23 protein-coding genes are annotated in these 24,241 nt (G+C 63.1%); 11 read left to right on the forward strand and 12 right to left on the reverse strand.

The genetic code is table 11. The features are described 5' to 3' along the window. The first annotated feature begins 151 nt into the window (after positions 1 to 151). A complete protein-coding gene (locus HXX15_RS07370) occupies positions 152 to 940 on the forward strand; it encodes an outer-membrane lipoprotein carrier protein LolA (RefSeq protein WP_296514285.1) in 789 nt (262 codons plus the stop codon). A gap of 423 nt (positions 941 to 1,363) precedes the next feature. After that, entirely contained in the window at positions 1,364 to 2,176 is an 813-nt protein-coding gene (locus HXX15_RS07375) for an exodeoxyribonuclease III (RefSeq protein WP_296514287.1), read from the forward strand. Between the two features lie 204 nt (positions 2,177 to 2,380). On the opposite strand, the gene HXX15_RS07380 is transcribed toward HXX15_RS07375, so the two are convergent. Next, positions 2,381 to 2,830 carry a cyclic nucleotide-binding domain-containing protein gene (locus tag HXX15_RS07380; RefSeq protein WP_296514289.1) on the reverse strand — a complete coding sequence of 150 codons (450 nt, stop codon included), beginning with the start codon at positions 2,828 to 2,830 and terminating at the stop codon, positions 2,381 to 2,383. A 65-nt stretch (positions 2,831 to 2,895) separates the two neighbouring features. Beyond that, positions 2,896 to 3,582, reverse strand: a complete 687-nt coding sequence (locus HXX15_RS07385; RefSeq protein WP_296514291.1) for a response regulator transcription factor — start codon at positions 3,580 to 3,582, stop codon at positions 2,896 to 2,898. Between the two features lie 194 nt (positions 3,583 to 3,776). On the opposite strand from HXX15_RS07385, the gene HXX15_RS07390 reads away from it, so the two are divergent. Beyond that, complete coding sequence (locus HXX15_RS07390) at positions 3,777 to 4,346, forward strand: L,D-transpeptidase family protein (protein WP_296514293.1); 570 nt, start codon at positions 3,777 to 3,779, stop codon at positions 4,344 to 4,346. Positions 4,347 to 4,352: 6 nt separating this feature from the next. Here HXX15_RS07390 and HXX15_RS07395 read toward each other — a convergent pair whose 3' ends face one another. Together HXX15_RS07395 and HXX15_RS07400 are read right to left on the reverse strand one after the other, a co-directional pair. After that, entirely contained in the window at positions 4,353 to 4,754 is a 402-nt protein-coding gene (locus HXX15_RS07395) for a VOC family protein (RefSeq protein WP_296514295.1), read from the reverse strand. A gap of 57 nt (positions 4,755 to 4,811) precedes the next feature. Continuing rightward, entirely contained in the window at positions 4,812 to 5,501 is a 690-nt protein-coding gene (locus HXX15_RS07400) for a YggS family pyridoxal phosphate-dependent enzyme (RefSeq protein ID WP_296514297.1), read from the reverse strand. Positions 5,502 to 5,609: 108 nt separating this feature from the next. Between HXX15_RS07400 and HXX15_RS07405 the strand changes: the two genes are divergently transcribed. The 4 genes from HXX15_RS07405 to holA all read left to right on the forward strand — a co-directional run bounded on the left by HXX15_RS07405 (position 5,610) and on the right by holA (position 11,720). Continuing rightward, positions 5,610 to 7,283: a diguanylate cyclase gene (locus HXX15_RS07405; RefSeq protein WP_296514300.1), complete on the forward strand. Its 1,674-nt coding sequence runs from the start codon at positions 5,610 to 5,612 to the stop codon at positions 7,281 to 7,283. A gap of 244 nt (positions 7,284 to 7,527) precedes the next feature. After that, entirely contained in the window at positions 7,528 to 10,152 is a 2,625-nt protein-coding gene (gene leuS, locus HXX15_RS07410) for a leucine--tRNA ligase (RefSeq protein WP_296514302.1), read from the forward strand. Beyond that, a complete protein-coding gene (gene lptE, locus HXX15_RS07415) occupies positions 10,139 to 10,690 on the forward strand; it encodes an LPS assembly lipoprotein LptE (RefSeq protein WP_296514304.1) in 552 nt (183 codons plus the stop codon). Before leuS ends, lptE begins: the two co-directional genes overlap by 14 nt. A gap of 1 nt (position 10,691) precedes the next feature. Beyond that, positions 10,692 to 11,720 (forward strand): DNA polymerase III subunit delta, encoded by a 1,029-nt coding sequence (gene holA, locus HXX15_RS07420; RefSeq protein ID WP_296514306.1) that lies wholly within the window; start codon positions 10,692 to 10,694, stop codon positions 11,718 to 11,720. 101 nt (positions 11,721 to 11,821) lie between these two features. On the opposite strand, the gene HXX15_RS07425 is transcribed toward holA, so the two are convergent. The 7 genes from HXX15_RS07425 to hemJ all read right to left on the reverse strand — a co-directional run bounded on the left by HXX15_RS07425 (position 11,822) and on the right by hemJ (position 20,138). Then, positions 11,822 to 12,700: a ParB/RepB/Spo0J family partition protein gene (locus HXX15_RS07425; RefSeq protein ID WP_296514308.1), complete on the reverse strand. Its 879-nt coding sequence runs from the start codon at positions 12,698 to 12,700 to the stop codon at positions 11,822 to 11,824. Positions 12,701 to 12,857: 157 nt separating this feature from the next. Beyond that, a complete protein-coding gene (locus HXX15_RS07430) occupies positions 12,858 to 13,712 on the reverse strand; it encodes a ParA family protein (RefSeq protein ID WP_296514310.1) in 855 nt (284 codons plus the stop codon). Beyond that, positions 13,699 to 14,415 (reverse strand): 16S rRNA (guanine(527)-N(7))-methyltransferase RsmG, encoded by a 717-nt coding sequence (gene rsmG, locus HXX15_RS07435; protein WP_296514312.1) that lies wholly within the window; start codon positions 14,413 to 14,415, stop codon positions 13,699 to 13,701. The genes HXX15_RS07430 and rsmG overlap by 14 nt, the downstream gene beginning before the upstream one ends. A 186-nt stretch (positions 14,416 to 14,601) precedes the next feature. After that, positions 14,602 to 16,476, reverse strand: coding sequence for a tRNA uridine-5-carboxymethylaminomethyl(34) synthesis enzyme MnmG (gene mnmG, locus HXX15_RS07440; protein WP_296514314.1), 1,875 nt, complete (start codon positions 16,474 to 16,476; stop codon positions 14,602 to 14,604). Positions 16,477 to 16,638: 162 nt separating this feature from the next. Then, the gene (mnmE, locus tag HXX15_RS07445; protein WP_296514316.1) at positions 16,639 to 18,033 is read right to left on the reverse strand and encodes a tRNA uridine-5-carboxymethylaminomethyl(34) synthesis GTPase MnmE; all 1,395 of its coding nucleotides are present in this window, start codon (positions 18,031 to 18,033) and stop codon (positions 16,639 to 16,641) included. A 137-nt stretch (positions 18,034 to 18,170) separates the two neighbouring features. Next, positions 18,171 to 19,436: a transcription termination factor Rho gene (gene rho / locus HXX15_RS07450; RefSeq protein ID WP_296514319.1), complete on the reverse strand. Its 1,266-nt coding sequence runs from the start codon at positions 19,434 to 19,436 to the stop codon at positions 18,171 to 18,173. Positions 19,437 to 19,703: 267 nt separating this feature from the next. Further along, entirely contained in the window at positions 19,704 to 20,138 is a 435-nt protein-coding gene (gene hemJ / locus HXX15_RS07455; RefSeq protein ID WP_296514323.1) for a protoporphyrinogen oxidase HemJ, read from the reverse strand. A gap of 464 nt (positions 20,139 to 20,602) precedes the next feature. Between hemJ and HXX15_RS07460 the strand changes: the two genes are divergently transcribed. The 4 genes from HXX15_RS07460 to dnaQ are packed head-to-tail and all read left to right on the forward strand — an operon-like array spanning position 20,603 to position 23,388. Beyond that, positions 20,603 to 21,442: a pyruvate, water dikinase regulatory protein gene (locus HXX15_RS07460; protein WP_296514326.1), complete on the forward strand. Its 840-nt coding sequence runs from the start codon at positions 20,603 to 20,605 to the stop codon at positions 21,440 to 21,442. Beyond that, entirely contained in the window at positions 21,439 to 22,047 is a 609-nt protein-coding gene (locus HXX15_RS07465; RefSeq protein ID WP_296514331.1) for a Maf family protein, read from the forward strand. Before HXX15_RS07460 ends, HXX15_RS07465 begins: the two co-directional genes overlap by 4 nt. A 27-nt stretch (positions 22,048 to 22,074) precedes the next feature. After that, entirely contained in the window at positions 22,075 to 22,674 is a 600-nt protein-coding gene (gene coaE, locus HXX15_RS07470) for a dephospho-CoA kinase (RefSeq protein WP_296514333.1), read from the forward strand. A 24-nt stretch (positions 22,675 to 22,698) separates the two neighbouring features. After that, on the forward strand, positions 22,699 to 23,388 hold the full coding sequence (dnaQ, locus tag HXX15_RS07475) for a DNA polymerase III subunit epsilon (protein WP_296514335.1): 690 nt from the start codon (positions 22,699 to 22,701) through the stop codon (positions 23,386 to 23,388). A 12-nt stretch (positions 23,389 to 23,400) separates the two neighbouring features. On the opposite strand, the gene secB is transcribed toward dnaQ, so the two are convergent. Beyond that, positions 23,401 to 23,883 (reverse strand): protein-export chaperone SecB, encoded by a 483-nt coding sequence (gene secB, locus HXX15_RS07480; protein ID WP_296514337.1) that lies wholly within the window; start codon positions 23,881 to 23,883, stop codon positions 23,401 to 23,403. Positions 23,884 to 24,241: the final 358 nt, after the last annotated feature.

Here is a 24,241-nt window from a genome sequence, read left to right on the forward strand (position 1 = left end):
CGACCTGGAGTCGCGAAATCGCCACAGCGCCGGGTTAGCGCCGACGCGGCGATGCGCCGATTCAGTCAACCCCGCGCAGGAAAACCAATTGAGCAACGATGTCAAAGCTTCGGCAGCGCGGTCCACGGGGCGGACCGCCACGCGTGCCGCAATGGCGATGCTGGCCGCGGCGCTGATCACCGTGGTGACCGGCCCGCAGGTCGGCGCGCAGCAGGTTCCGGTGCCGAAGCCGGCGCCGAAGGCCCGCGACGTCCGGCTCAGCGCCTCCGACCCGCAGCCGCGGACACAGGCCCGCCCGGCGGTAACGGCCCCGACGGTAGTGACGGCCCCACCGGAACCGGTGATTCCCGATCCGCGCCGCAACGTCCCGGCCAATATCTTCAAGAGTTTCGACGATACCCAGAAAACCCAGGCCGCCAAGGTCAGCGCCTATCTGTCGTCGCTGCAGACCCTGGTTGGAAACTTCGTCCAGGTCGGCCCCGATGGCAGCAAGCTGATGGGCGATTTTTATATCCAGAAACCCGGCAAGGTGCGGTTCGAATACGATGCGCCAAGCCCGATCTCGATGATCGCCGACGGCTCCTCGCTGGCAGTGCGCGACCGCAAGCTCGCCACCCAGGACATCTATCCGCTGTCGCAAACCCCGCTACGCTATCTCTTGAGCGACCGCATCGATCTGCTGCGCGACACCAATGTCGTCAGCGTCACCGCCGACGAGCTCTACATCAGCGTGATCATCGAGGAGAAGAACCCGGTGATCGGTACCAGCCGGCTGTTGCTGATGCTCGGCGCCAGGGACAACCAACTCAAGCAGTGGACCGTGACCGACCCGCAGGGCTACGACACTACGGTGGCGATCTATAACGTCGACAGCACCAAGAAGCTCGATCAGACGATGTTCAAGATCGACTTCACCAACTACACGGTTCCGAACAATTAGCATCGGGCGCACCGTCGGCATCTCCGAGAGATCGGCTGTCAATCGCCCGACTGAACGGCGGCACTGACAATCGATGCACCCCGTCATTGCGAGCGGAGGGCGGCGCGCAGCGCCGTCCGACGGCGAAGCAATCCAGGGGCATCAGATCCGAACCTCTCCTGCAGCCCTGGATTGCTTCGTCGCAAGAGCGCCTCGCAATGACGAACTCAAAGGCTGTTGATTCCCTTTATTTCGAGCCTCTTGGCCGCGAGCCAGCTTCGCTGCTGCCCCGGAGCAGACCCCTCATGGTAACGAGCGCGCCTCTTGGCGCGCGTCTCGAACCATGAGCATGTGCATCTATCACCCTCATCCTTCGAGACGCGGCCGACCGGCCGCTCCTCGGCATGAGACGTTTTCGTTTCCAATCCCCGTATGGCATTCCGCATGAACTTCACCTTGACCACCTGGAACATCAACTCGGTGCGGCTGCGCATCGAACTGGTGGCGAAATTCCTCAAGGCGCGTCGTCCCGACGTGTTGTGCCTGCAGGAGACCAAATGCCCGGACGACGCCTTTCCACTGAAGCGATTCAAGCGGCTCGGCTACGAGCACATCGCCTTGAACGGGCAGAAGGGTTATCACGGCGTCGCGGTGATCTCGAAGATCCCCTTGCTCAGCAGCGACATCCGCACCTTCTGCGACAACATCGATTCACGGCACATCTCGGTGGCGCTCAACGCTGGCGACAGCGTCACGCCGCTGGTACTGCATAATTTCTACGTCCCCGCCGGCGGCGACATTCCCGATCCAGCGCTCAATCCGAAATTCCTGCACAAGCTGTCGTTCCTCGACGAGATGAAGGCGTGCGCGCCGCTGCACCCGACCGGCGACGCCCGCCACATCCTGGTCGGCGACCTCAACGTCGCGCCGCACGAAAACGACGTCTGGTCGCACAAGCAGTTGTTGAAGGTGGTGTCGCACACGCCGATCGAATGCGAGAAGCTGCTCGCGGTGCAGCGCGAGGGCCACTGGGTCGACGTCGCGCGCGAACGGATTCCGCTGTCGGAAAAAGTCTACACCTGGTGGAGCTACCGCGCTGCCGATTGGACGCTGGCCGACCGCGGCCGTCGACTCGATCACATCTGGGTCTCGCCGGCGCTGCGCGACTGCTTGCGCGACTTCACGATAACCCGCGACGCCCGCGGCTGGGAACGGCCGAGCGACCACGTCCCGGTAACGGTGACGCTGGAGCTGTAGGTTCAAACCTCGCAAGATCTCCACCGAGCGATCCACTCAACGGACAAGGCCGTCATTCCGGGACGCGAACAGCGAAGCTGTGAGCGAACCCGGAATCTTGCGGTCTGACCGTGTGGCGAGATTCCGGGCTCGCTCGTTCTGCGAACTCGCGCCCCGGAATGACTGCCGTCTCCGGAGAGAGCACGTCAATCCAATCGATCGGGATCACGTGCTCAGCTTGGCGCCCGCCATCAAAATGTCGCTGGTGATCTGGCTGGTGCGGCCGGCGAATTCGTCGCGCAGCCGTCGCGCGGCGGCCGGATCGCTTTCCAGGATGCGTTGAAACAGGCTGCGCGCGATCCGGATCACCGAGGAATATTCCAGCGCCACCGCGCTCGACGGCCGCTGCATCGCCACTACCAGCGCGAGCTCGCCGAGCAGCGTGCCGGGGCCGGCGGTGATCTCGTGCTTGCTGCCATCGGCTGGCAAGATCTGGAACGAACCGCGCTGAACCACATAGCCGGCATCGGCCTCGTCGCCGGCCTTGAACAGCACGTCGCCGCGGCCGAGATCGCGCTGGTCGGAACCGATCGCAAGCATCCGCAACGAAGCGGTGCCCAACAGCCGCAGCGTCGGGACGCGCTCGAGCAGGGCAACATCATCTTCGATCGACATGCGGGACCGGCTGGAGAGAGACTGGACGCGCCAGGCACGTTGCTACGAATCGGCCCCTATTGGTATCACGGCACGAGTTTGTAGCCACCGGCTTCGGTGACCAGAATCTCGGGATTCGCCGCGTCTTTCTCGATCTTTTGGCGCAGCCGGTAGATATGGGTCTCCAGCGTGTGCGTGGTCACGCCCGAATTATAGCCCCAGACTTCCTGCAGCAGGGTCTCGCGCGACACCGGCGACAGCCCGGCCCGGTACAGGAATCGCAGGATCGCGGTTTCCTTTTCGGTCAGCCGGACCTTCTTGGCGTTGGCGCCGGTCAGCATCTTGGAGCCGGGACGGAAGCTGTAGGGGCCGACCGTGAACACCGCGTCTTCGCTGGCCTCGTGCTGGCGCAGCTGAGCGCGAATCCGCGCCAGCAGCACCGCGAAGCGGAACGGCTTGGCGACATAGTCGTTGGCGCCGGATTCCAGGCCCAAAATGGTGTCGGAATCGGTGTCGTGGCCGGTCAGCATGATGATCGGGGCCTTGAAGCCGCCCTTGCGCAGGCTGCGTACCACTTCGCGCCCGTCGGTGTCGGGCAATCCGACATCCATCAGCACCAGATCGGGTGAATTGGCCTTGGCCGACAGCACCCCCTTGGCGCCGGTGTCGACGGCGGAAGCTTCGAACTCCTCGTGCAGCGACAATTGCTCCACCAGAGCGTCGCGCAGATCGGTGTCGTCGTCCACGATCAGGATCTTGCGGGCGTTGGGCATGACAGGGGTCCTTTGAGTCGGCGGTCGGCAGCGGCAAATGCTTGGTGACAGTTCGCTTTGAAGTAGGGGTCTGTTACCGATTCACAAGCCGTTGCGCAGTCTAGCCCACTTTTGAGGCTGTTATTGATGAATGTCCTGTAATGCGCAATCTCGCCATCGCCGCGCACAGACCGCCGCGGAGGGTTCGGATAAGAATGGGAAATCGAATTATTTCAAAGACTTCCAATAAATCTGCGAGCGAGCGCCCGGTTTCGCGGATCGTTGTCCGACGCGCAGCCGGCAATCCCAGCCGGGGCTGGTTGATCCTCGCGGGGCAGGCCATCCCGGTCGCGCTGGGCCGCAGCGGCATCCTGGCCAACAAGCGCGAAGGCGATGGCGGTACGCCGCGCGGCGCCTTCCATCCGCTGCGGCTGTGGTGGCGGGCCGACCGCGCGCCGCGGCCGCGCACCCTGCTGCCGATCCGCCGCATCGGCCCCTTTGACGCCTGGTGCGAGGACCCGGCCAGCCGGCACTACAACCAGCCGGTGCGCCGCGGACCGGGTCAGGATGGCGACCGGCTCAAGCGCGACGACCATCTGTACGATTTCATCATCGAGATCGACCACAACGCGGCGCCGCGCAGCGCGGGGCGCGGCAGCGCGGTGTTTCTGCATCTGGCGCGCGATAATTTCGGCCCCACCGCCGGCTGCGTGGCGATGACCAGGCCGGCGATGCTGCGGCTATTGGCGCGGATCGGGTCAAAGACGAAGATCGTGATCGGGTAAGCAGACCTACTTCGCGCGATGACACACCGCTTCGATATTGTTGCCGTCGGGGTCGACCACGAAGGCAGCGTAGTAGGTCGGCGTGTATTCGAGGCGAAGCCCCGGCGCTCCATTGCTCTTTCCACCCGCTGCCAGCGCGGCCGCGTAGAAATCGCGCACCATTTTCCGGCTCTTGGCGGCCAGGCAGATATGCACCGGCCCCGATAGCTTGGTGGGAACGCCGACGCTGGTCCCGACCCACAGGCAAACCTTATCGATACTGGCGCCATAGCCGACGACCCGGCGCTTCGGCGGGTTGGGCGGAACAAAGTCATATTGCACGACCATCCCCAGCGGCGGCAGCGCGGCGTCGTAGAACGCCTTGGCGCGGACGACGCTCTTCACCTTGATTCCGACATGGTCGAGCATGAGGACTTCCTCTGCGTCTGACGCCAATCTTGTCGGTCGCCGAACTGCCGACGATGACTATCGATGGCCGAAAATTGCCGAACCGATCCGCACATGGGTGGCACCGAATTGGATCGCGATGGCAAAATCCGCGCTCATGCCCATCGACAATTTGTGCAGCCCGTTGCGCGCGGCGATCTTCGCGGTCAGCGCGAAATGCGGCGCCGGGGCTTCATCGACCGGCGGAATGCACATCAGGCCGGAGATCGTCAGCCCATAGGTCTCGCGGCACGCGGCGATGAAGCCATCGGCCTCGGCCGGCGCGACGCCGGCCTTTTGCGGCTCCTCGCCGGTGTTGAGTTGCACGAACAGCTCCAGTCTGCGCGGCTGTTGCGCCAGCGCCTTGCTTAACGCTTCGCAAATGCTCGGCCGGTCCACCGAATGGATCGCGTCGAACAGCGCCACCGCCTCCTTGGCCTTGTTGGATTGCAGCGGCCCGATCAGATGCAGTTCGGTACCGGGGTAATCGGCGATCAGCGCCGGCCATTTGGCCTTGGCTTCCTGCACCCGGTTCTCGCCGAATACCCGCTGGCCGGATCGCAGCACCGGCGTGATCGCATCCGCGTCGAAGGTTTTCGAGACCGCGATCAGCGTCACCGCCGCGCGCTCGCGCCGTGCCTCCCGGCAAGCGCGCGCGATGTCGTGCTCCACCGCGGCCAGCCCGCTTAGTGAAGCGGAAGTTACTTGCGAAGCGTCGGATGGTGTCAATTCGTCAATCAAGTTCTACGGCTTTCGCGTTCGTTCAAATTTGAGCCAATTCGGAAAGGGGGTTTTGAGCCCTTCGGCCTAGGATAGTTGCGGGGCTAGGGGATCACGATGTCACGCATATCGATCAATCGCAACAGAGCCAGGTTGAAGGGCTTGTTCGGGATTCGCGCGCGGCTGGTGGTGCTGGCCTTGATTCTGGTCAGCCCGCTGATGTTCGAACGGATTCGCTCGCTCGAGGACGCCCGCACCAAGCAAGCCGCGCAGGTCTCCAGTGAATTGAACCGGCTCGCGCGGCGCGCCGCCGACGCGCAGCGCGATGTAATTTCCTCGGTCGAGGCAGTGTTGAAGTCCACCGCCTATATTCACGCCGCCGCGTCGCAGATCAACCGTGGTTGCGCCATTCTGCGCGCGAGCCTGCGGGTCGATCTGCCCACGATCCGGATGCTCGCTGTAGCCGGCGCCGATGGCATCATCCGCTGTTCGACCATGGCGTCTTTCGTCGACGCCAATATCAGCGACCGCCCCTATTTCAAGAAAGCGCTCGAAACCCACGATTTCGTCGTCAGCGATTATCTGGTCGGCCGGCAGACCGGGAAGGGCACCATCCTGGCGGCCTATCCGGTTTCGGCGATCGACGGCGGCGAGGAGGCCGTCGTGATCGCCGGAATCAATCTGGACTGGATGTCCGGGATCATGGGCGATCTCGCAGGCCGGGCCGGCGTCACCGCAGCGCTGGTCGATGGCGACGGCATCATTCTGGCGACGCCACCCGACCAAACCAGCATGGTCGGCCAAGGCCTCGACCGGATGGGGCTGGATTCCACCCTGACCAGAACTTCCAAAGGGTGGGAATTGAGGATTGCCGGGCGCAGTGCCGATCACATGATTTCGTTCGCGCAAATCCCGGGCACCAACACAAGGCTGGTGGTCAGCATCGACGAAGCCAAGGTGTCGGCGGGCATCAATCGCGAGATCCGAACCGCCTATATGCAGCTGGCGATGGTCTGCCTCTTGGTGTTGCTCGGCGCCTTGGTCGCCGCGGAGCGGCTGATCGTGGGACCGATCGGCATCCTGACCGCGACGGCAACGAAATTCGGCCAGGGCGATTGGTCGGCGCGCGCCGCCAAGGCCGGGTTGCCGGCGGAATTCGTGCCGCTGGCTCGGGCGTTCAATGCCATGGCGGCGGCGCTCCGCGAACGCGAACGCGACCTTGTGGCGACCAACAACCGGCTCACCGTGATGGCCTCGATCGACGTGCTGTCCGGCCTCGCCAATCGCCGCGGCTTCCAGAGCCGGCTCGACTTTGAATGGATGAAGGGCCAGCAGAACTGCAGCAAGGTCGCGCTGCTGATGATCGATGTCGACCATTTCAAGCTCTTTAACGACACCTACGGTCATCCCGAAGGCGACGCCTGTCTCAGCCGGATCGGCGAGACCCTGGCCGGAATCGCCAACCTCACCTCCGGCTTCGCGGCGCGCTATGGCGGCGAGGAATTCTGCCTGCTGGTTCCGGAGACGGACCCGGCGGAAGCGCTGCAGGTGGGCGAGATGGTGCGCGCCGCGGTCGAGGACCTGATGATGCCGCATCGGACCAGTGAGTTCGAGCATGTCACCGTCAGCGTCGGGATGGCCTGCGCCAACCCGAGCGAGGCGCTGGAACCGCGCGACCTGATCGAAGCCGCCGACGCCGCGCTCTACGCTGCCAAGCACCGCGGCCGCAACGCCGTAGTCGAGCACGGCTTGATCCGCGGCACCGACGCCACGCTGGCGATGACGGGGTGAGATTCCTCCCCCTGCCCCCAAACGACTTATGTTCCTCCTACCGCTTCCCGATCCGGGACGTGAGCAAGCCTGCCATCCGGAATCCGATTGTCCCAACCCATTGACCGGCCGCGGCGTTTTATGGCCTAGTCCCGCGCCTCGCGCGCGAATTCTGAAACCAAGAGCTAGCACCGGTTTGCGACCTCATTCGCGCCTCCTTCCGCCCTGAAAAGCGCTCGAACCGGCCGGCCGAATCCTGATCCCAATGAGCAACGAACGTTACAACGCCCGCGAATCCGAGCCGAAATGGCAGGGCCTATGGGATGACAAGGCGATCTTCGCCACTAAGAACGATGATCCCCGCCCAAAGTATTACGTGCTGGAGATGTTCCCCTATCCGTCTGGGCGGATCCATATGGGTCATGTCCGCAACTACACCATGGGCGACGTGGTGGCGCGGACGATGCGGGCGCGCGGCTACAACGTGCTGCATCCGATGGGCTGGGACGCCTTCGGCCTGCCGGCCGAGAACGCCGCGATCGAGCGCAAGGTCGCCCCGAAGGCCTGGACCTACGCCAACATCGCAGCGATGAAGAAGCAGCTGCAGACCATGGGTCTGTCGCTGGACTGGGCGCGCGAATTCGCGACCTGCGATCCGAGCTACTACAAGCACCAGCAGAAGATGTTCCTGGATTTCCTGAAGGCCGGTCTCGCCGAACGGGAAAAGCGCAAGATCAACTGGGACCCGGTTGACATGACCGTGCTGGCCAACGAGCAGGTGATCGACGGCCGCGGCTGGCGTTCGGGCGCGATCGTCGAGCAGCGCGAGATGAACCAGTGGGTGTTCAAGATCACCCGCTACGCGCAGGAATTGCTCGACGCGCTGGATACGCTCGACCGCTGGCCCGACAAGGTGCGGCTGATGCAGCGCAACTGGATCGGCCGCTCCGAAGGCATGCTGGTTCGCTTCGCACTCGATCCGGCGACTGCGCCGTCGGACGAGACCGAGTTGAAGGTCTTCACTACACGGCACGACACCCTGTTCGGCGCCAAATTCATGGCGATCGCGGCGGATCATCCGCTGGCACAGGCGGCCGCGGTGAACAACCCGGCGCTGGCAGCGTTCATCGCCGAGACCAAGCGCCAGGGCACCGCGCAGGAAATCATCGACACCGCGGAGAAGCAGGGCTTCGACACCGGCATCCGCGCTGTGCATCCGTTCGATCCGGACTGGAAACTGCCGGTCTATGTCGCCAATTTCGTGCTGATGGAATACGGCACCGGCGCGATCTTCGGCTGCCCGGCGCACGACCAGCGCGACCTCGACTTCGTCAACAAATACGGCCTCGGCAACACTCCCGTGGTGTGCCCCGAGGGCCAGGATCCAAAATCATTCGTCATCACCGACGTGGCCTATGATGGCGACGGCCGCATGGTCAATTCGCGCTTCCTCGACGGCATGAGCATCGACGCCGCGAAGGCCGAAGTCGCCAAGCGGCTGGAAGCCGCGACGCTCGGCAACATGCCGGTCGGCGAGCGCAAGGTGAATTTCCGGCTGCGCGACTGGGGTATCTCGCGGCAGCGCTATTGGGGCTGCCCGATCCCGGTGATTCACTGCCCGAGCTGCGACGTCGTGCCGGTGCCGGACGCTGACTTGCCGGTGGTGCTGCCGGAGGATGTCTCGTTCGATAAGCCGGGCAACGCGCTCGACCATCACCCGACCTGGAAACACGTCGCCTGCCCTCGCTGCGGCGGCAAGGCGGTGCGCGAAACCGACACCATGGACACCTTCGTCGATTCGTCCTGGTACTTCGCGCGCTTCACCGATCCGTGGAACGAGAGCGCCCCGACCACGCCCGACGTGGTCAACCGGATGATGCCGGTCGACCAATATATCGGCGGCGTCGAGCACGCGATCCTGCATCTATTGTACAGTCGGTTCTTCACCCGGGCGATGCAGGCCACCGGCCACATCGGCCTCGACGAGCCGTTTGCCGGCATGTTCACGCAAGGCATGGTGGTGCACGAGACCTATCGGAAGGTCGACGGCACCTTCGCCTCGCCGGCCGAAATCTCGATCGTGCCCGACGGCGATGGTCGCCGCGCCACGCTGCTCGACGGCGGCGCGCCGATCGAGATTGGCCCGATCGAGAAGATGTCGAAGTCCAAGCGCAACACCGTCGATCCCGACGACATCATCGGCAGCTACGGCGCCGACACCGCGCGCTGGTTCATGCTGTCGGATTCGCCGCCGGATCGCGACGTGATCTGGAGCGAGGAAGGCGTCAAGGGCGCCTCGCGCTTCGTGCAGCGGCTGTGGCGGATGGTCAATGACGCCGCCGAGATCGCCAAATCGGCGGCAGCGGACCGACCGGCCGAATTTGGCCCGGACGCGATCCTGGTCCGCAAGGCAGCCCATGGCGCGCTCGACAAGGTGCTGAACGGCATCGAGCGCCTCGCCTTCAATGTCAGCCTCGCCCATATCCGCGAGTATTCCAACACCCTCGCCGAGGTTCTGGCGCGACCAGGGCAACCGACGTCCGATCTGGCCTGGGCGATCCGGGAGGCGGTGGTCATTCTTGTGCAACTGTTTCACCCGATGATGCCGCATCTGGCCGAGGAATGCTGGCAGGCGCTGGGCCAGCCGGGGCTGGTTTCCGAGGCGTCGTGGCCGCAAATCGAACGCGATTTGCTGGTCGAAGACAGCATCACCCTGCCGGTGCAGGTCAACGGCAAGAAGCGCGGAGAAGTCACGGTGGCCAGGGACGCGCAAATTCCGGAAATTGAGGCTGCCGTTTTGGCGCTCGATACGGTAAAACAGGCCCTGGATGGCAAGCCCATTCGAAAGATCATCGTGGTGCCGCAGAGGATCGTGAATGTCGTGGGGTAACTGGCGCATCGCAGCCCGGCTGTCGATCGTTGCCACCTTGGCCGCGCTGACCGCGGGCTGCTTCCAGCCGATGTATGCCGAGCGCAGCGACGGCAGCCCGGCATTGCGGGAAAAACTCCTCGGCGTAGCGGTGCCGCCGCTCGCCGTGCCGAACGGATCGCGCACCGCCCGGCTCGGGGTCGAAATCCGCAACGCGTTGATGTTCAAGATGTATGGCGGCGCCACCGGTCTGCCGCCGACCCACACGCTGGTGCTGCGACTGACCACCACACGGTCGTCGCTAATCGTCGATCCGAAGACCACGCTGCCCTCGATCGAAAACTACGGCATCGACGCGAACTACACGTTGAAGGAAGTCGCGACCGATAAGGTCGTGCTGAGCGGCAATACGTTCTCGCGGGTCGAATACGACATCCCGGGCCAGACCCAACGGTTCGCCCGTTCGCGCGCGGGCCGCGACGCCGAGGATCGCGCCTCGCAGGAAATCGCCGAGAATATCCAGACCCGGCTGGCGGCGTTCTTCTACGCCGGCACCTGATTTGGTCGCGCTGCGCGGAAAAGAGATCGACACCTTTCTGGCGCGGCCAGACCCTGGGCGGCCGATCATCCTGCTGTACGGTCCCGATGCCGGCCTGGTGCGCGAACGCGCCGACGCGCTGATGGCGTCGGCGGTAGACGATCCCCACGATCCGTTCGCGACGGTGCGACTGGACGGCGACGAGCTCGCCGCCGAGCCGTCGCGGCTGGTCGACGAGGCGATGACGATTCCGATGTTCGGCGGTCGCCGCGCCATCCGGGTGCGCGCCGGCTCGAAGAGTTTCGCCAGCGGCGTCGACACGCTCGCCGATTCGGCGCTGAAGGATTGCCGGATCGTGATCGAGGCCGGCGACATCAAGCCGGAATCGCCGCTGCGCAAAGCCTGCGAGCGCGCCAAGACCGCGGTGGCGATCGGCTGCTACCCCGACGGCGAACGCGACCTGGCCAAACTGATCGACGACGAATTGCGGCTGTCGAATCTGCGGATCGCGGCGGACGCCCGCGCCGCTCTGATGACGCTGCTCGGCGGCGACCGCCAGGCCTCGCGCAACGAACTGCGCAAGCTCGCGCTGTACGCCCACGGTAATGCCGAGGTGACGCTCGACGACGTGATGGCAAGCGTCTCGGATGCCTCCGAGCTGAAGCTCGATACCATCGTCGACGCCGCATTCGGCGGACGCCCCGCGATCGTTGAGACCGAGTTCGCCAAGGCGATGGTCGCCGGTACCTATCCCGGACTAATCATCCTGGCGGCGCAGCGTCACGCCGCATTTCTGCACAAGGCCAGTCTCGCGGTGGAGGACGGCGCACCGGCGTCCTCGGTGCTGGAGAGCGGCTATCCGCGGCTGCACTTTTCCCGCAAGGGTGCGGCTGAAAATGCGTTGCGGAGTTTTCCGTCGACGCGGCTACTGGCGATCATCGATCAGCTCGCGGCCGCGGCCCTCGATGCCCGCAAGCAAGCGAACCTCGCCGCTCCAATCGCGCAGCGCGCGCTGCTGGCAATCGCGGTGAATGCACGGCGGCGGAGTTAGCGGCTACGCGGCAATTGTCAGAGTTTGTTCGGTGCTCTCTCCGCGTCATGGCCGGAACGACGCCTTGATCATTCAAATATCTCGCATCGCCACGACAGGGATTAGGCGCCCGAATCTAGCCGTCGCAAAATCTCGTCGAGTTGTTCGAGATTGCGATACTTGATCTGCACGATGCCGCCGGGATCGCGGTGCTCGACGCTGACCTTCAGGCCGAGCGCGTCGCTGATGCGTTTTTCCAGCGCGATCGTGTCGGGGTCCTTGGCCTTGCTGCTGCGCGTCTGCTGCGGCTTGCGCTCTGGTACGCCCTCCTCGTGCGCCAGCGCCTCGGCCTGCCGCACATTGAGGCCTTCGGCGATGATCCGCTTCGCCGCACTCGACGCGTCGGGCACGCCGATCAGCGCGCGTGCGTGCCCGGCCGACAATTGCCCCGACGCAATCAGTGCCTGGACGTCGTCCGGCAATTTGGTCAGCCGCATCATGTTGGCGACGTGGCTGCGGCTCTTGCCGACGATCTTCGCAATATCTTCCTGGCTGCGTTTGAATTCATCAGCCAGCGCATGATAGCCAAGCGCCTCTTCCAGCGCGTTGAGGTCTTCGCGCTGCACGTTTTCGATGATGGCTATTTCCAACGCGTCGGAATCGCTGACGTCGACCGGGACGATCGGGACCTCGTGTAGTCCGGCGATCTGTGCCGCGCGCCAGCGTCGTTCGCCAGCGATGATCTCGAAGCGATCCTGCGCGCCCTTCACCGGCCGCACCACGATCGGCTGGATCACACCGTGCTGCTTGATCGAGGCGGCGAGCTCGCCGAGCTCGGCATCGGAAAACGCCCGGCGCGGATTGCGCGGATTGGCCTTCAGGAATTCGATCGGCACCTTGCGCTGCGCGCGTGGCCGCTCCAGATGCGCGGCCTCGCCGCCGACATCTCCGATCAGACTTGCCAGGCCGCGACCCAATCGCGACCGCTGCTCGTCGGCCATTGCCAGCTCCCTTGGATTCACGTCGCCACTCCGCGTTGGAAAGTTCTCTTGGCACCGACATCCGCTCCGTCATTGCGAGGAGCTCTTGCGACGACGCAATCCAGTCTGTGCTCGCGATCTGGATTGCTTCGCTGCGCTCGCAATGACGAACTTGAACTCAATGCGTGGTGCGTAGTTCGCGCTCGCGCTGGATCACTTCAGTGGCCAGTTTCAGATAGGCCTCAGAGCCGACGCATTTCAGATCGTAGACCAGCACCGGCTTGCCGTAGCTCGGCGCTTCCGAGATCCGCACGTTGCGCGGGATCATCGTGTCGTAGACTTTCTTGCCCATGAACTGCCGGACGTCGGCGACCACCTGATTCGACAAATTGTTCCGCGAGTCGAACATCGTCAGCACGATGCCGTGGATCGAAAGATTCGGATTCAGCGTCGAGCGCACCTGCTCGACGGTCTGCAGCAGTTGCGACAATCCCTCGAGCGCGAAGAACTCGCATTGCAGTGGAACGAGAATCGCGTCCGATGCCGCCATCGCATTCACCGTCAACAGATTCAGCGATGGCGGACAGTCGATCAGCACATAGGTGTAGTCGAGCGGCGGCTCGACGTTATTGTTCAGCGCGGCGATCGCATCGCGCAGGCGATAGGCGCGATCACGAGTGTTGCCGAGTTCGAGCTCGAGGCCGGACAGATCCATCGTCGACGGCGCGATGTGCAGCCGCGGCACCGCGGTCGGCACTACGGCGTCGCGCAGCGGCGCTTCGCCGATCAGCACGTCATAGGTCGAGCAGTTACGGTTGCGCCGATCGATGCCCAATCCGGTCGAGGCGTTGCCCTGCGGATCGAGATCGACGATCAGCACCCGCTCCCCGATAGCCGCGAGCGCGGTGCCGAGATTGATCGCCGTGGTGGTCTTGCCGACCCCGCCCTTCTGGTTGGCGAGCGCGATGATGCGCGGGTGGCCTGGCGGCGCGACGCTCTTATCGCCTTGATATATTTGATCAATTACGGTCATGGCGGGTGCCGGTGGGTGTTTGGGCGGACTGATCCTGCCGCTCGATCGCATCGAGTTCGACAATCCAGCCTTGTCCGCCGGTGAGGCTGGCGTGCAGGCGGGGGCTAAGCTTCCAATATTTAGTGGCTTCGGTCAATTCCGCCTCTACATCTTGACCCTTAAGAAACAGGGCTTTGGCGCCCGGTCTAAGCAGCGGTTCGGCGAAACTGATGAGCTGGTGTAGCGGAGCCACCGCGCGAGCGGTGATGCAATCGACATCCTGCGGGAAACTATCCACGTTATCCCCGATGTCAGCGAGGATAACTGTTCCCGGCGCGCCGGTGACGCGCAGCGCCTCGCGCAGGAACGCTGCCTTCTTGGCGTTGCGCTCGACCAATGTGACGTGACCGCCCTCAACCTCAGCCATCGCGCAGGCCAGCACCACGCCAGGAAAACCACCGCCGCTTCCAAAGTCGAGCCAGCGCCTGGCGGTCGGAGCGATTTTCAGGAGTTGCAGCGAGTCCGCAATATGCCGGGTCCAGAGATTCGCCAGCGTCGATGGCGCCACCAGATTGGTTTTAGCCTGCCATTGCAACAACAACGCCACATAGGCGTCCAGCCGCGCCTCTGTTTCACGTGAAACAGGGGTCAGCTGTAGCGCAGCCGCCTTATCTGCATCGAGCGCTGGTGCCAATATTATGGTTGCTTGCGAACGCTGAGCCATTGGCCTGGAGTCTATCCTCGGACGCTGCGCCTGATCCGGCAGCAAGTCCCTCACTCATAACCCCCCGACCGGCGTGCTTCTATCACTTTGCGCTCCCCGGCAGCCTTGTCGGCGTCATTTTGTTGTCGTCGGGCAGATCGTTTACCGCGGGCCTATGGCCGCCCAATCCCGTTTCACGTGAAACAATTAGCCCGCCGCCACACCCGGCCTCTTTCGCGCTTCGCGGCGAAGATAGGCGGCGAGGATCCCCACCGCCGCCGGCGTCATGCCGTCGAGACGGCCAGCTTGGCCGACGGTGCGCGGACGGGCCTTTTCCAGCTTGTTACGAGCTTCATTGGAAAGCCCCGGCACCAGCGCATAATCGATGTCGATCAGCAACAGCCCCTCGTCGCGGCGGAATGCCTCGACGTCGGCGTCTTGGCGCTTCAGATAGACATCATATTTGGCATCAATCTCGACATGCACCGCGATCGGGGGCGCGACACAGCCCAATTCGGGCCAGACCGCCCGGATCTCGGCCCAACCAATCTCGGGATAGGCCAGCAGCTCGAACGCCGAGCGCCGAACTCCGTCGCGATTGAGCGCCAGCCCATGCTTGGCCGCCTCGTTCGGCGTGATCGACAGCGATTGCGCCAGCGCCTTGGCCTCTTCCAGCGCCGCCATCTTGCCGCGGTGAAAGCCGGCCCGTTCTGCGCCGACGCAGCCGAGCGCAATGCCCTTGTCGGTCAGCCGCTGGTCGGCATTGTCGGCCCGCAGCGTCAACCGGTATTCCGCCCGCGAGGTGAACATCCGGTACGGCTCGGTGATCCCGCGGGTCACCAGATCGTCGATCATCACCCCGAGATAACCGTCGGCGCGGTCGAACACGATTCCGTCGCCACCACTGGCGGTCATGGCCGCGTTTAGGCCGGCCACAAGCCCCTGGGCGGCGGCCTCTTCATAGCCCGTCGTGCCGTTGATCTGGCCGGCCAGGAACACCCCACGCAGCCGTTTGCTCTCAAGGGTCGGATCAAGTTCGCGCGGATCGACATGGTCGTATTCGATCGCATAGCCGGGCCGAACCATCCTGGTCCGCTCCAGGCCGGGAATCGTCGCCAGGATCGCCCGCTGCACCTCTTCCGGCAGCGAGGTTGAGATCCCGTTGGGATAGACCGTGCTATCGTCGAGCGCTTCAGGCTCGAGAAAGATCTGGTGCCCCTCGCGATCGCCGAAGCGGACGATCTTGTCTTCGATCGAGGGACAATAGCGCGGCCCCGAGCTCTGGATCCGACCCGAATACATCGGCGAGCGATGGACATTGGCCCGGATCAGGTCATGCGTGGCCGGCAGGGTTCGGGTGATGCCGCACTGGATCTGCGGCGTGGTGATTCCTTTGGTCAGCACCGAAAACGGCTCTGGCGGGTCGTCACCGGGCTGCATCTCGACCGCGGACCAATCAATCGTGGTGCCGTCGAGCCGTGGCGGCGTGCCGGTCTTCAATCGACCGAGGGTGAATCCAATCCGCTCGAACGCGACCGACAGCCCCAGCGCCGGGGCCTCGTCGATCCGGCCGGCCGGCCAGCTCCGTTCACCGAGATGGATTAGCCCGCGCAAAAACGTCCCGGTGGTGATCACCACCGCGCCAGCGGAGAGTTCGCGGCCATCGGCAAGCTTGATACCGGTTACTCGTCCGGCGTCGACCAGAAGGTCGTCGGCCTCGGATTCGATCACGTTGAGATTTGCGGTCTCCCGGATCGCGGCCTGGATCGCGCCAGCGTAGAGCTTGCGGTCGGCCTGCGCGCGCGGCCCGCGCACAGCGGGGCCCTTGCGACGATTGAGCATTCGGAACTGGATTCCGCCGGCGTCAGCCGCGCGACCCATTAACCCGTCGAGCGCATCGACCTCGCGGACCAGATGACCCTTGCCGAGCCCGCCGATCGCCGGGTTGCACGACATCGCGCCGATGGTCGCGAACTTATGGGTGACCAGCGCGGTGCGGGCGCCAAGACGCGCGGACGCTGCTGCCGCCTCGCTGCCGGCGTGGCCGCCTCCAATCACGATCACATCAAACGAATTCCGCATCGCAGGCTTCTAGCGCAGGTTTGCGGTGCCTTGAAGCGGGAACTTACCTTTGGCTGCAGTCAACTGAGATCGATGTTTCACGTGAAACAACCGCCATCCCTCAATTTCGAAAACAAAGAAATAAATATATATTCATCATATATAAAAATGAATAAAGAAATATTATTTACCTACACAAAATCGACTGAAGATTTCTCCGAGCACTTCCTCGACATCCACCCGCCCCAACAGGCGCCCAAGCGTGTTGCCCGCCACCCTCAACTCCTCCGCAACGACTTCCACACCGATCCCAACCTCCATGCTGCACTGCAACGCAACCGCAGCATGCTGCAGCAACTGCCGGTGCCGCTCTCGACTGATCAACACGCCCGCGCCGACACCAAAAAAAACCTCAGCGAACCCCTGCAGACGCCCCACCAACTCGGGAACCCCGTCGCCCCGACTGGCGGAAATCCGATAGATTGCCGCCGGATGATCTCCGTCCGGCTGCCCCAACTCAGCCTCAAGCCGCCCTCGGTTCGCCGCAACATTCCCCACCGCCGAATCATCGGCTTTCGCCGGCTCGAGATCGATCTTGTTGCGCACGTTCCAGACCACGGTTTCCCCACCGAAGCCCTCACCCTTATCCACGCCATTGCCGACACTCAGCCAAAGCACCAGATCGGCCTCCGCCGCCCGCACCTTTGCCCGCCGCACGCCCTCCTGCTCGACCGGATCGTCGCTGTCACGAATCCCGGCGGTGTCGATCACCGTCACCGGATAGCCGCCGAGATCCAACTGCACCTCGATGATGTCACGCGTGGTGCCGGCATGCGGCGACACGATCGCGACCTCGCGCCGTGCCAGCTGATTCATCAGCGTCGACTTGCCGACATTCGGCGGCCCCGCGATCGCCACCACCAAACCGTCGCGTAGCCGCTCACTTCGCCCCTGCGCCCCAAGCACTTCTTCGATCTCGCCGCGCAGTGCTGCGATCCGTCGCAACGCCGGGGCCATCAGCTCGCCCGCGACGTCGCCTTCATCCGAGAAATCGATCCCGGCCTCGATCAGCGCCGCTGCTTCGATGATCTGCTCGCGCCAACGCCGCGCACGGTCGCCGAGCAGACCCTTCAGTTGCCGCAACGCCTGGCGCCGTTGCTGGTCGGTGTCGGCGTGGATCAGATCGTCGAGCCCCTCGGCTTCGGTCAGATCAAGCTTACCGTTCTCGAAACCGCGCCGGGTGAACTCGCCGGGCTCCGCCGGTCGCACATCGTCGAACGACGCCAACGCAGAAAACAGCGCTACGAGCACCGCGCGGCCGCCATGGACATGAAACTCGGCGACGTCTTCGCCGGTCGCGCTTGCCGGCGCGGGAAACCACAGGACCAGGGCGTCGTCGATAAGCTCTTGATTCTGATCGCGTAATAGCGCGCGCGTAGAAACGCGCGGCGGCGGATTGCTGCCGCTCAGCGCGCGCAGCAAGTCCCCGGCACGTGAGCCCGACACCCGAACGATGGCAATCGCAGTCGGCGGCCGGCCCGATGCCAGGGCGAAGATCGTCTGGTCCCGCGGATGCATCGCCTCTCTTGCCGCCGAGCCACCGAAAAGGCAACGCAGTTTGCGGGCAGTCGAGATCCGATCTTGCAGCAACCTTGCAGCAAAACAAAAGGCGCCCCGCTCGCGCGGGACGCCTTCAACCAATCCGAACCAGCCGATCAGGTATTCATCGACTCGAAGAATTCGGCGTTGTTCTTGGTGTTGCGCAACTTGTCGAGCAGGAAGTCGATGGCATCCATCGTTCCCATCGGATTCAGGATTCGGCGCAGCACGTACATCTTCTTCAGCAGCTGCGGATCAGTGATCAGCTCTTCCTTGCGGGTGCCCGAGCGCGAAATGTCGATCGCCGGGAAGGTCCGCTTGTCTGAGACCTTGCGGTCGAGAATCAGTTCCGAGTTGCCGGTTCCCTTGAACTCTTCGAAGATCACTTCGTCCATACGCGAGCCGGTATCGACCAGCGCGGTGGCGATGATGGTGAGCGAACCGCCCTCTTCGATGTTGCGCGCGGCGCCGAAGAACCGCTTCGGCCGTTGCAACGCGTTAGCGTCCACGCCGCCGGTCAGCACCTTGCCGGAAGACGGCACCACCGTGTTGTAGGCGCGCCCCAGACGCGTAATCGAGTCGAGCAGGATCACGACATCGCGGCCGTGTTCGACCAGCCGCTTGGCCTTCTCGATCACCATCTCGGCGACCTGGACGTGACGCACCGCGGGTTCGTCGAAGGTCGAGGACACGACCTCGCCCTTCACCGAGCGCTGCATATCGGTGACTTCTTCGGGCCGCTCGTCAATCAGCAGCACAATCAGATAGCACTCCGGATGATTGGCTGTGATCGAATGCGCGATGTTCTGCATCAGCACGGTCTTGCCAGTCCGCGGCGGCGCCACGATCAAGGCGCGCTGGCCTTTGCCGATCGGCGCGACGATGTCGATGACGCGCGCTGACAGATCCTTGCGGGTCGAATCCTCCAGCTCGAGGCGGAAGCGTTCATCCGGAAACAACGGTGTCAGATTGTCGAAATTGACCTTGTGCTTTGACTTCTCCGGGTCCTCAAAGTTCAGCGTGTTGACCTTCAGCAGTGCGAAGTAGCGCTCGCCCTCCTTCGGGCTGCGGATATGGCCCTCGATGGTATCGCCGGTCCGTAGGCCGAATCGCCTGATCTGCGACGGCGAAACATAGATGTCATCCGGACCAGGCAGATAATTCGCATCGGGCGACCGCAGAAATCCGAATCCGTCGGACAGTACTTCGACGACGCCTTCCCCGATGATGTCGGTCTCCTTCGCCGAAAGCTGCTTGAGGCTGGCGAACATCAGCTCCTGCTTGCGCATCGTGCTGGCGTTTTCGACCCCCAGATCTTCCGCGAATGACACCAGTTCGGCTGGCGTCTTGGCCTTGAGGTCTTGAAGCTTCATTTCCCGCATTGGGATGGTCCTGTGGAAAATCGGGGGAGGGGAGTCGCGAGGTGGAAGAAAGTGCTGACGCCGAGCTATCAGGGGAGTCCGCAGGTCTTCAGAAACGAAGTCTTGAGCAACGAAGGTGCGGAGAGGCTTCAAACCTGATGCGGCGGCCGGTGTATGACAAAACCGGTTCGCAACCACATCCGCCTGCGTGGGGTGGGATGGCCGCACTATAGAAAATCAGGTGGTCTCACGCAAGGCGTTCCGTATTCGCCCCGCGCCTGGCCCGACCTAAAACGGTTTGACGATCACAAGAAGCACCACAAAGATCATCAATAATGTCGGTACTTCATTGATAATACGATAGAATTTATGTCCGTGCCGATTCTTGTCGGCGGCGAAAGCCTTCACCGAATGACCAAGGAAGAAGTGGATCGCCGTCATCGCCACCACCATCGCGAGCTTGCCGTGAAACCATGGTTCCGCGAAGAACTGCCGGTCCCAGGCGATGTACAGCCCGACAATCCAAGCGACAATCATCGCCGGCGTCATGATCGCCTTGTACAGCCGCCGTTCCATGATCTTGAAGGTTTCGGACTGCTTCGATCCGATCTCGGCATCGCAATGGTAGACGAACAGCCGCGGCATGTAGAGTATTCCGGCCATCCAGGAAATCACCGCGATCACATGCAGCGCCTTCAGCCACGGGTACAACAGATCAGCCATTCGGTCGTCTCGCCGCTGCCGATCGGCAGCCCTATGTTTTTCCGATCCTTCGGAACGCCATGCCTAACATGGGCAATATCGGAATGCTCGAAGATAGACTTGTTCGCAAGCCGTCCTTTTCTAAAACAATAGTTATAGATTCTTAGGTCTGAGTCTAAGTGACAGTGGATTAGGCCCACGCAACGCTGTCCATGAGTTTTCAGTATTTTGTTCACAACCCCACGGTGACAGCACCACGTTCTGGAGAATCCTGATAACGCGACTGGAGTCAGACAGTTGCGCCCCCGGTTAGCCGCTTTATCAAGAGACAAATCCACATAACCCCGCTAACATTCCCAGCACTCCGGAATCGTCTCCTCACACGAGGCCTGTGAAGAAAAAACCGGGTTATCCCGAGCCCGCCGGCCAAGGCGCCGCAATCTGGCCCCAGCCCCACAGCTTTTCACAGGATATACAGGGTTAGAATGCCGACCGAAGGCAGCTATTTTCATCTTCACCTGGTCTCCGATTCGACCGGCGAAACGCTGATCACGGTGTCCCGCGCCGTGGCCGCGCAATACGCCAATGTCACCCCGGTCGAACACGTCTATCCGCTGGTGCGCAGCCAGAAGCAGCTCGACCGCGTCCTCGCTGAAATCGAGGAAGCCCCCGGTATCGTGCTATTCACCTTGCTGGAAAAGGATCTGGTTGAACGCCTCGAGGCCAAGTGTCACGAGATCAACAGCCCGAGCCTGTCAATCATCGGTCCGGTGATGCAACTGTTCCAGGCCTATCTCGGCGCCGCCACCACCGGGCGCGTCGGCGCCCAGCACACCCTCAACGCGGAATATTTCAAGCGAATCGACGCGCTGAATTATTCGATGATGCACGATGATGGCCAACACGTCGAAGGCTTGGAAGAGGCGGACGTGGTGCTGGTCGGCGTGTCGCGGACCTCGAAGACACCGACCTCGATCTATCTCGCCAACCGCGGCATCCGCACCGCGAACGTGCCGCTGGTCGCCGGGATCGCAATTCCACATCAGCTGGAGACGCTGAAGAAGCCGCTTGTGGTCAGCCTTCATGCCACCCCGGAACGGCTCATTCAGGTCCGTCAGAATCGTCTGCTGAGCATGGGCGCCAGCAGCGGCAATGACACCTATACTGATCGTCAATCGGTGACCGACGAAGTGGCGCTGGCGCGGCGACTGAGTGCCAAATACGGCTGGGCGCTGCTTGAAGTCACCCGCCGATCGATCGAGGAAACCGCGGCCGCGATCATGAAATTGCTCGCTGACCGGCAACGTCAGAGGACCCACGAATGACGTTGTGGCTGGCGTCGCAGCCCCTGATTCTGGCTTCGCAAAGCCGCGCCCGGCAGTCACTGTTGGCCAATGCCGGGATTCCGTTCGAGGCCATTCCAGCCGCGATCGACGAACGCATCATCGCTGAAGCATCCGGCCTGTCGTCGCCGGGCGAAATCGCAGCTTTGCTCGCCGAAGAAAAAGCCGCCTCGGTTTCCAGCCGCCATCCCGGGCGTTTCGTGCTCGGGGCTGATCAGACCTTGGCGCTCGGAGAACACAGCTTCAACAAGCCGGCCGATCGCGCCGAGGCAGCAAAGCAGTTGCGCGAACTCGCCGGCCGCCGTCATGAATTGCATTCCGCGGTCGCGTTGGTGTGCGACGGCAAGACCCTGTTCGCCGACGTGGTGATCGCGCGGATGACGATGCGACCACTCGGCGCCAGTGACATCGAGGCCTATCTGGATGCGGCCGGCGATACGGTGACGTCGAGCGTCGGCGCCTATCAGGTCGAAGGTCTCGGCGTGCATCTGTTCGACGGCATCCACGGCGATCATTTCACCATTCTCGGCCTGTCGCTGCTGCCCTTGCTTGGATTCCTGCGACGGCAGAAACTGCTCGCGCTGTAACGAAAACAAAAAACGGGGAGCGGATCGATGCTGATCCTTGGTCTGACCGGCTCGATCGGAATGGGCAAGTCCACCACCGCGAAGCTGTTCGCGGAAGCCGGCGTCCCGGTCTATGACGCCGATGCCACCGTTCACATGGTCTATGACGGCGAGGCGGTCCCCGCCATCGAGGCGGCGTTTCCCGGCACCACGGTCGACGGCAAGGTTGATCGTGCCAAACTATCGGCGCAGGTGGTGCATGATCCGGCGGCGATGCAGCGGCTGGAGCAGATCGTGCATCCGATGCTCGGCGCCTATCACCGGAAATTCCTCGACGATGCGGAACGCTCCGGTGCGCCGATCGCCGTGGTCGACGTGCCGCTGCTGTATGAGACCGGTGGCGAGAAGCGGGTCGACGCGGTTGTGGTCGTCTCGACCACGCCCGAGCTGCAGCGCGAACGGATCCTCGCGCGCGACAATATGACGCCGGAGAAACTCGACGCCATCCTGGCGCGGCAATTGCCCGACGCGGAAAAGCGCAAACGCGCGGATTTCGTGGTGGATACTTCGCACGGACTCGATCCGGTACGCGTCCGAATCCGCGAAATTCTCAGCCAGGCTGCTAGGATGCCACAGCGGCGGGCGTGATTCGCTGCCTGATTGGCAAAATAGATGCGTGAGATCGTCCTCGATACCGAAACGACCGGCCTCGACCCGCTCCGCGGCGACCGGCTGGTCGAGATCGGCTGCGTCGAGATCTTCAACCGGATGCCGACCGGCCAGAGCTTTCACCGCCACATCAACCCGGAACGCGACATGCCGGCGGAAGCGTTCGCTGTACATGGCCTGTCCGGCGAGTTTCTAGCCGACAAGCCGCGGTTCGCCGAGGTCGTCGACGAGTTCCTGGAATTCATCGGCGACACGCCGCTGGTGATCCACAACGCCTCGTTCGATATCGGGTTCATCAATGCCGAGCTGGCGCGGATTTCGCGGCCACCGATCCCGCGCGATCGACTGGTCGATACGCTGTTACTGGCGCGACGCAAGCATCCCGGCGTCTCGAACCGACTCGATGATTTATGTTCGCGCTATGCGATCGACAATTCACGCCGCACCAAGCACGGCGCGCTGCTCGACGCCGAATTGCTGGCCGAGGTCTATATCGATCTGATCGGCGCCCGGCAGTCGCAGCTGATTCTCGCCGAAACCCAGGCCGACCGCACCATCCGGGAAGGCGAGGCCCCGCGCCGGCAGCGGCAGCTGCCGCTCGCGCCGCGCGTCAGCGAGGCCGCTCGCGCTGAACATCGGGCGTTTGCCGCCACGCTTGGCGACAAGCTGATCTGGAACGATTATCTGGCCTGACGGGGAGTCCGATCAGCTCGGCTTGCCCTGTTGCGCGGCCGCCTGCCGCTCCATGTTCTGCCGGTACAGTCCGACGAAATCAACCGGATCGAGCATCAGCGGCGGGAAGCCGCCGTCGCGCACCGCGGTCGCGATGATCTCCCGGGCGAACGGGAACAGCAGCCGAGGGCATTCGATCATCACCAGCGGGTGAAGATTCTCCTGCGGCACGTTGAGGATGCGGAACACGCCGGCATAAGCGAGCTCGAACCTGAACATCAAGGCATCGCCATTTTCGGCTTTGCCCTCGATCGACAGAGTCACCTCGAACTCATTCTCGGCGATGGTATTGGCGCCGACATTGATCTGGATGTTGATCGCCGGCTGCTGTTGCTGCGGCGCCAGCGAGGCCGGGGCATTCGGATTTTCGAACGACAGGTCCTTGGTATACTGCGCCAGCACGTTGAGCTGCGGGGGAGGACCGCCTTCAGGAGGGGTTCCGTTACCGTTGGTCATTGATGTCTCTCCAGAAGCGTTTTCAGGCAGCTGCGACCGGCTTGCGCCGGAAATCGCGCGAAAGGCAAGAGATTCCGTCGGGGCGAGTGGCTATCATAGCCCCGCGGCGGTCCACAAGGTGGGCGGAAGCATCAACCTGGCGAAACCGGGGCCCGCACGAGGATTTTCCGGCGCTGTACGACCGCAGCTTGCTCGGGAGCTCGCAATTGCCGGCCGGTTGAATAGGCGGGATTTCCCACCATGATCCGGTTTCCCCGCAGGGGCGAAACGCGTACAATTCGTCGGAATCAACGGCCCGCGCGCCAATTTGACGGGCTTCGCCAATGCGTTTGTTTGTGAGAAAACGCACCATTGGCTC

The organism is Rhodopseudomonas sp., from assembly GCF_013377015.1.
In the GTDB taxonomy this organism is placed as follows: Bacteria; Pseudomonadota; Alphaproteobacteria; order Rhizobiales; family Xanthobacteraceae; genus JARJEH01.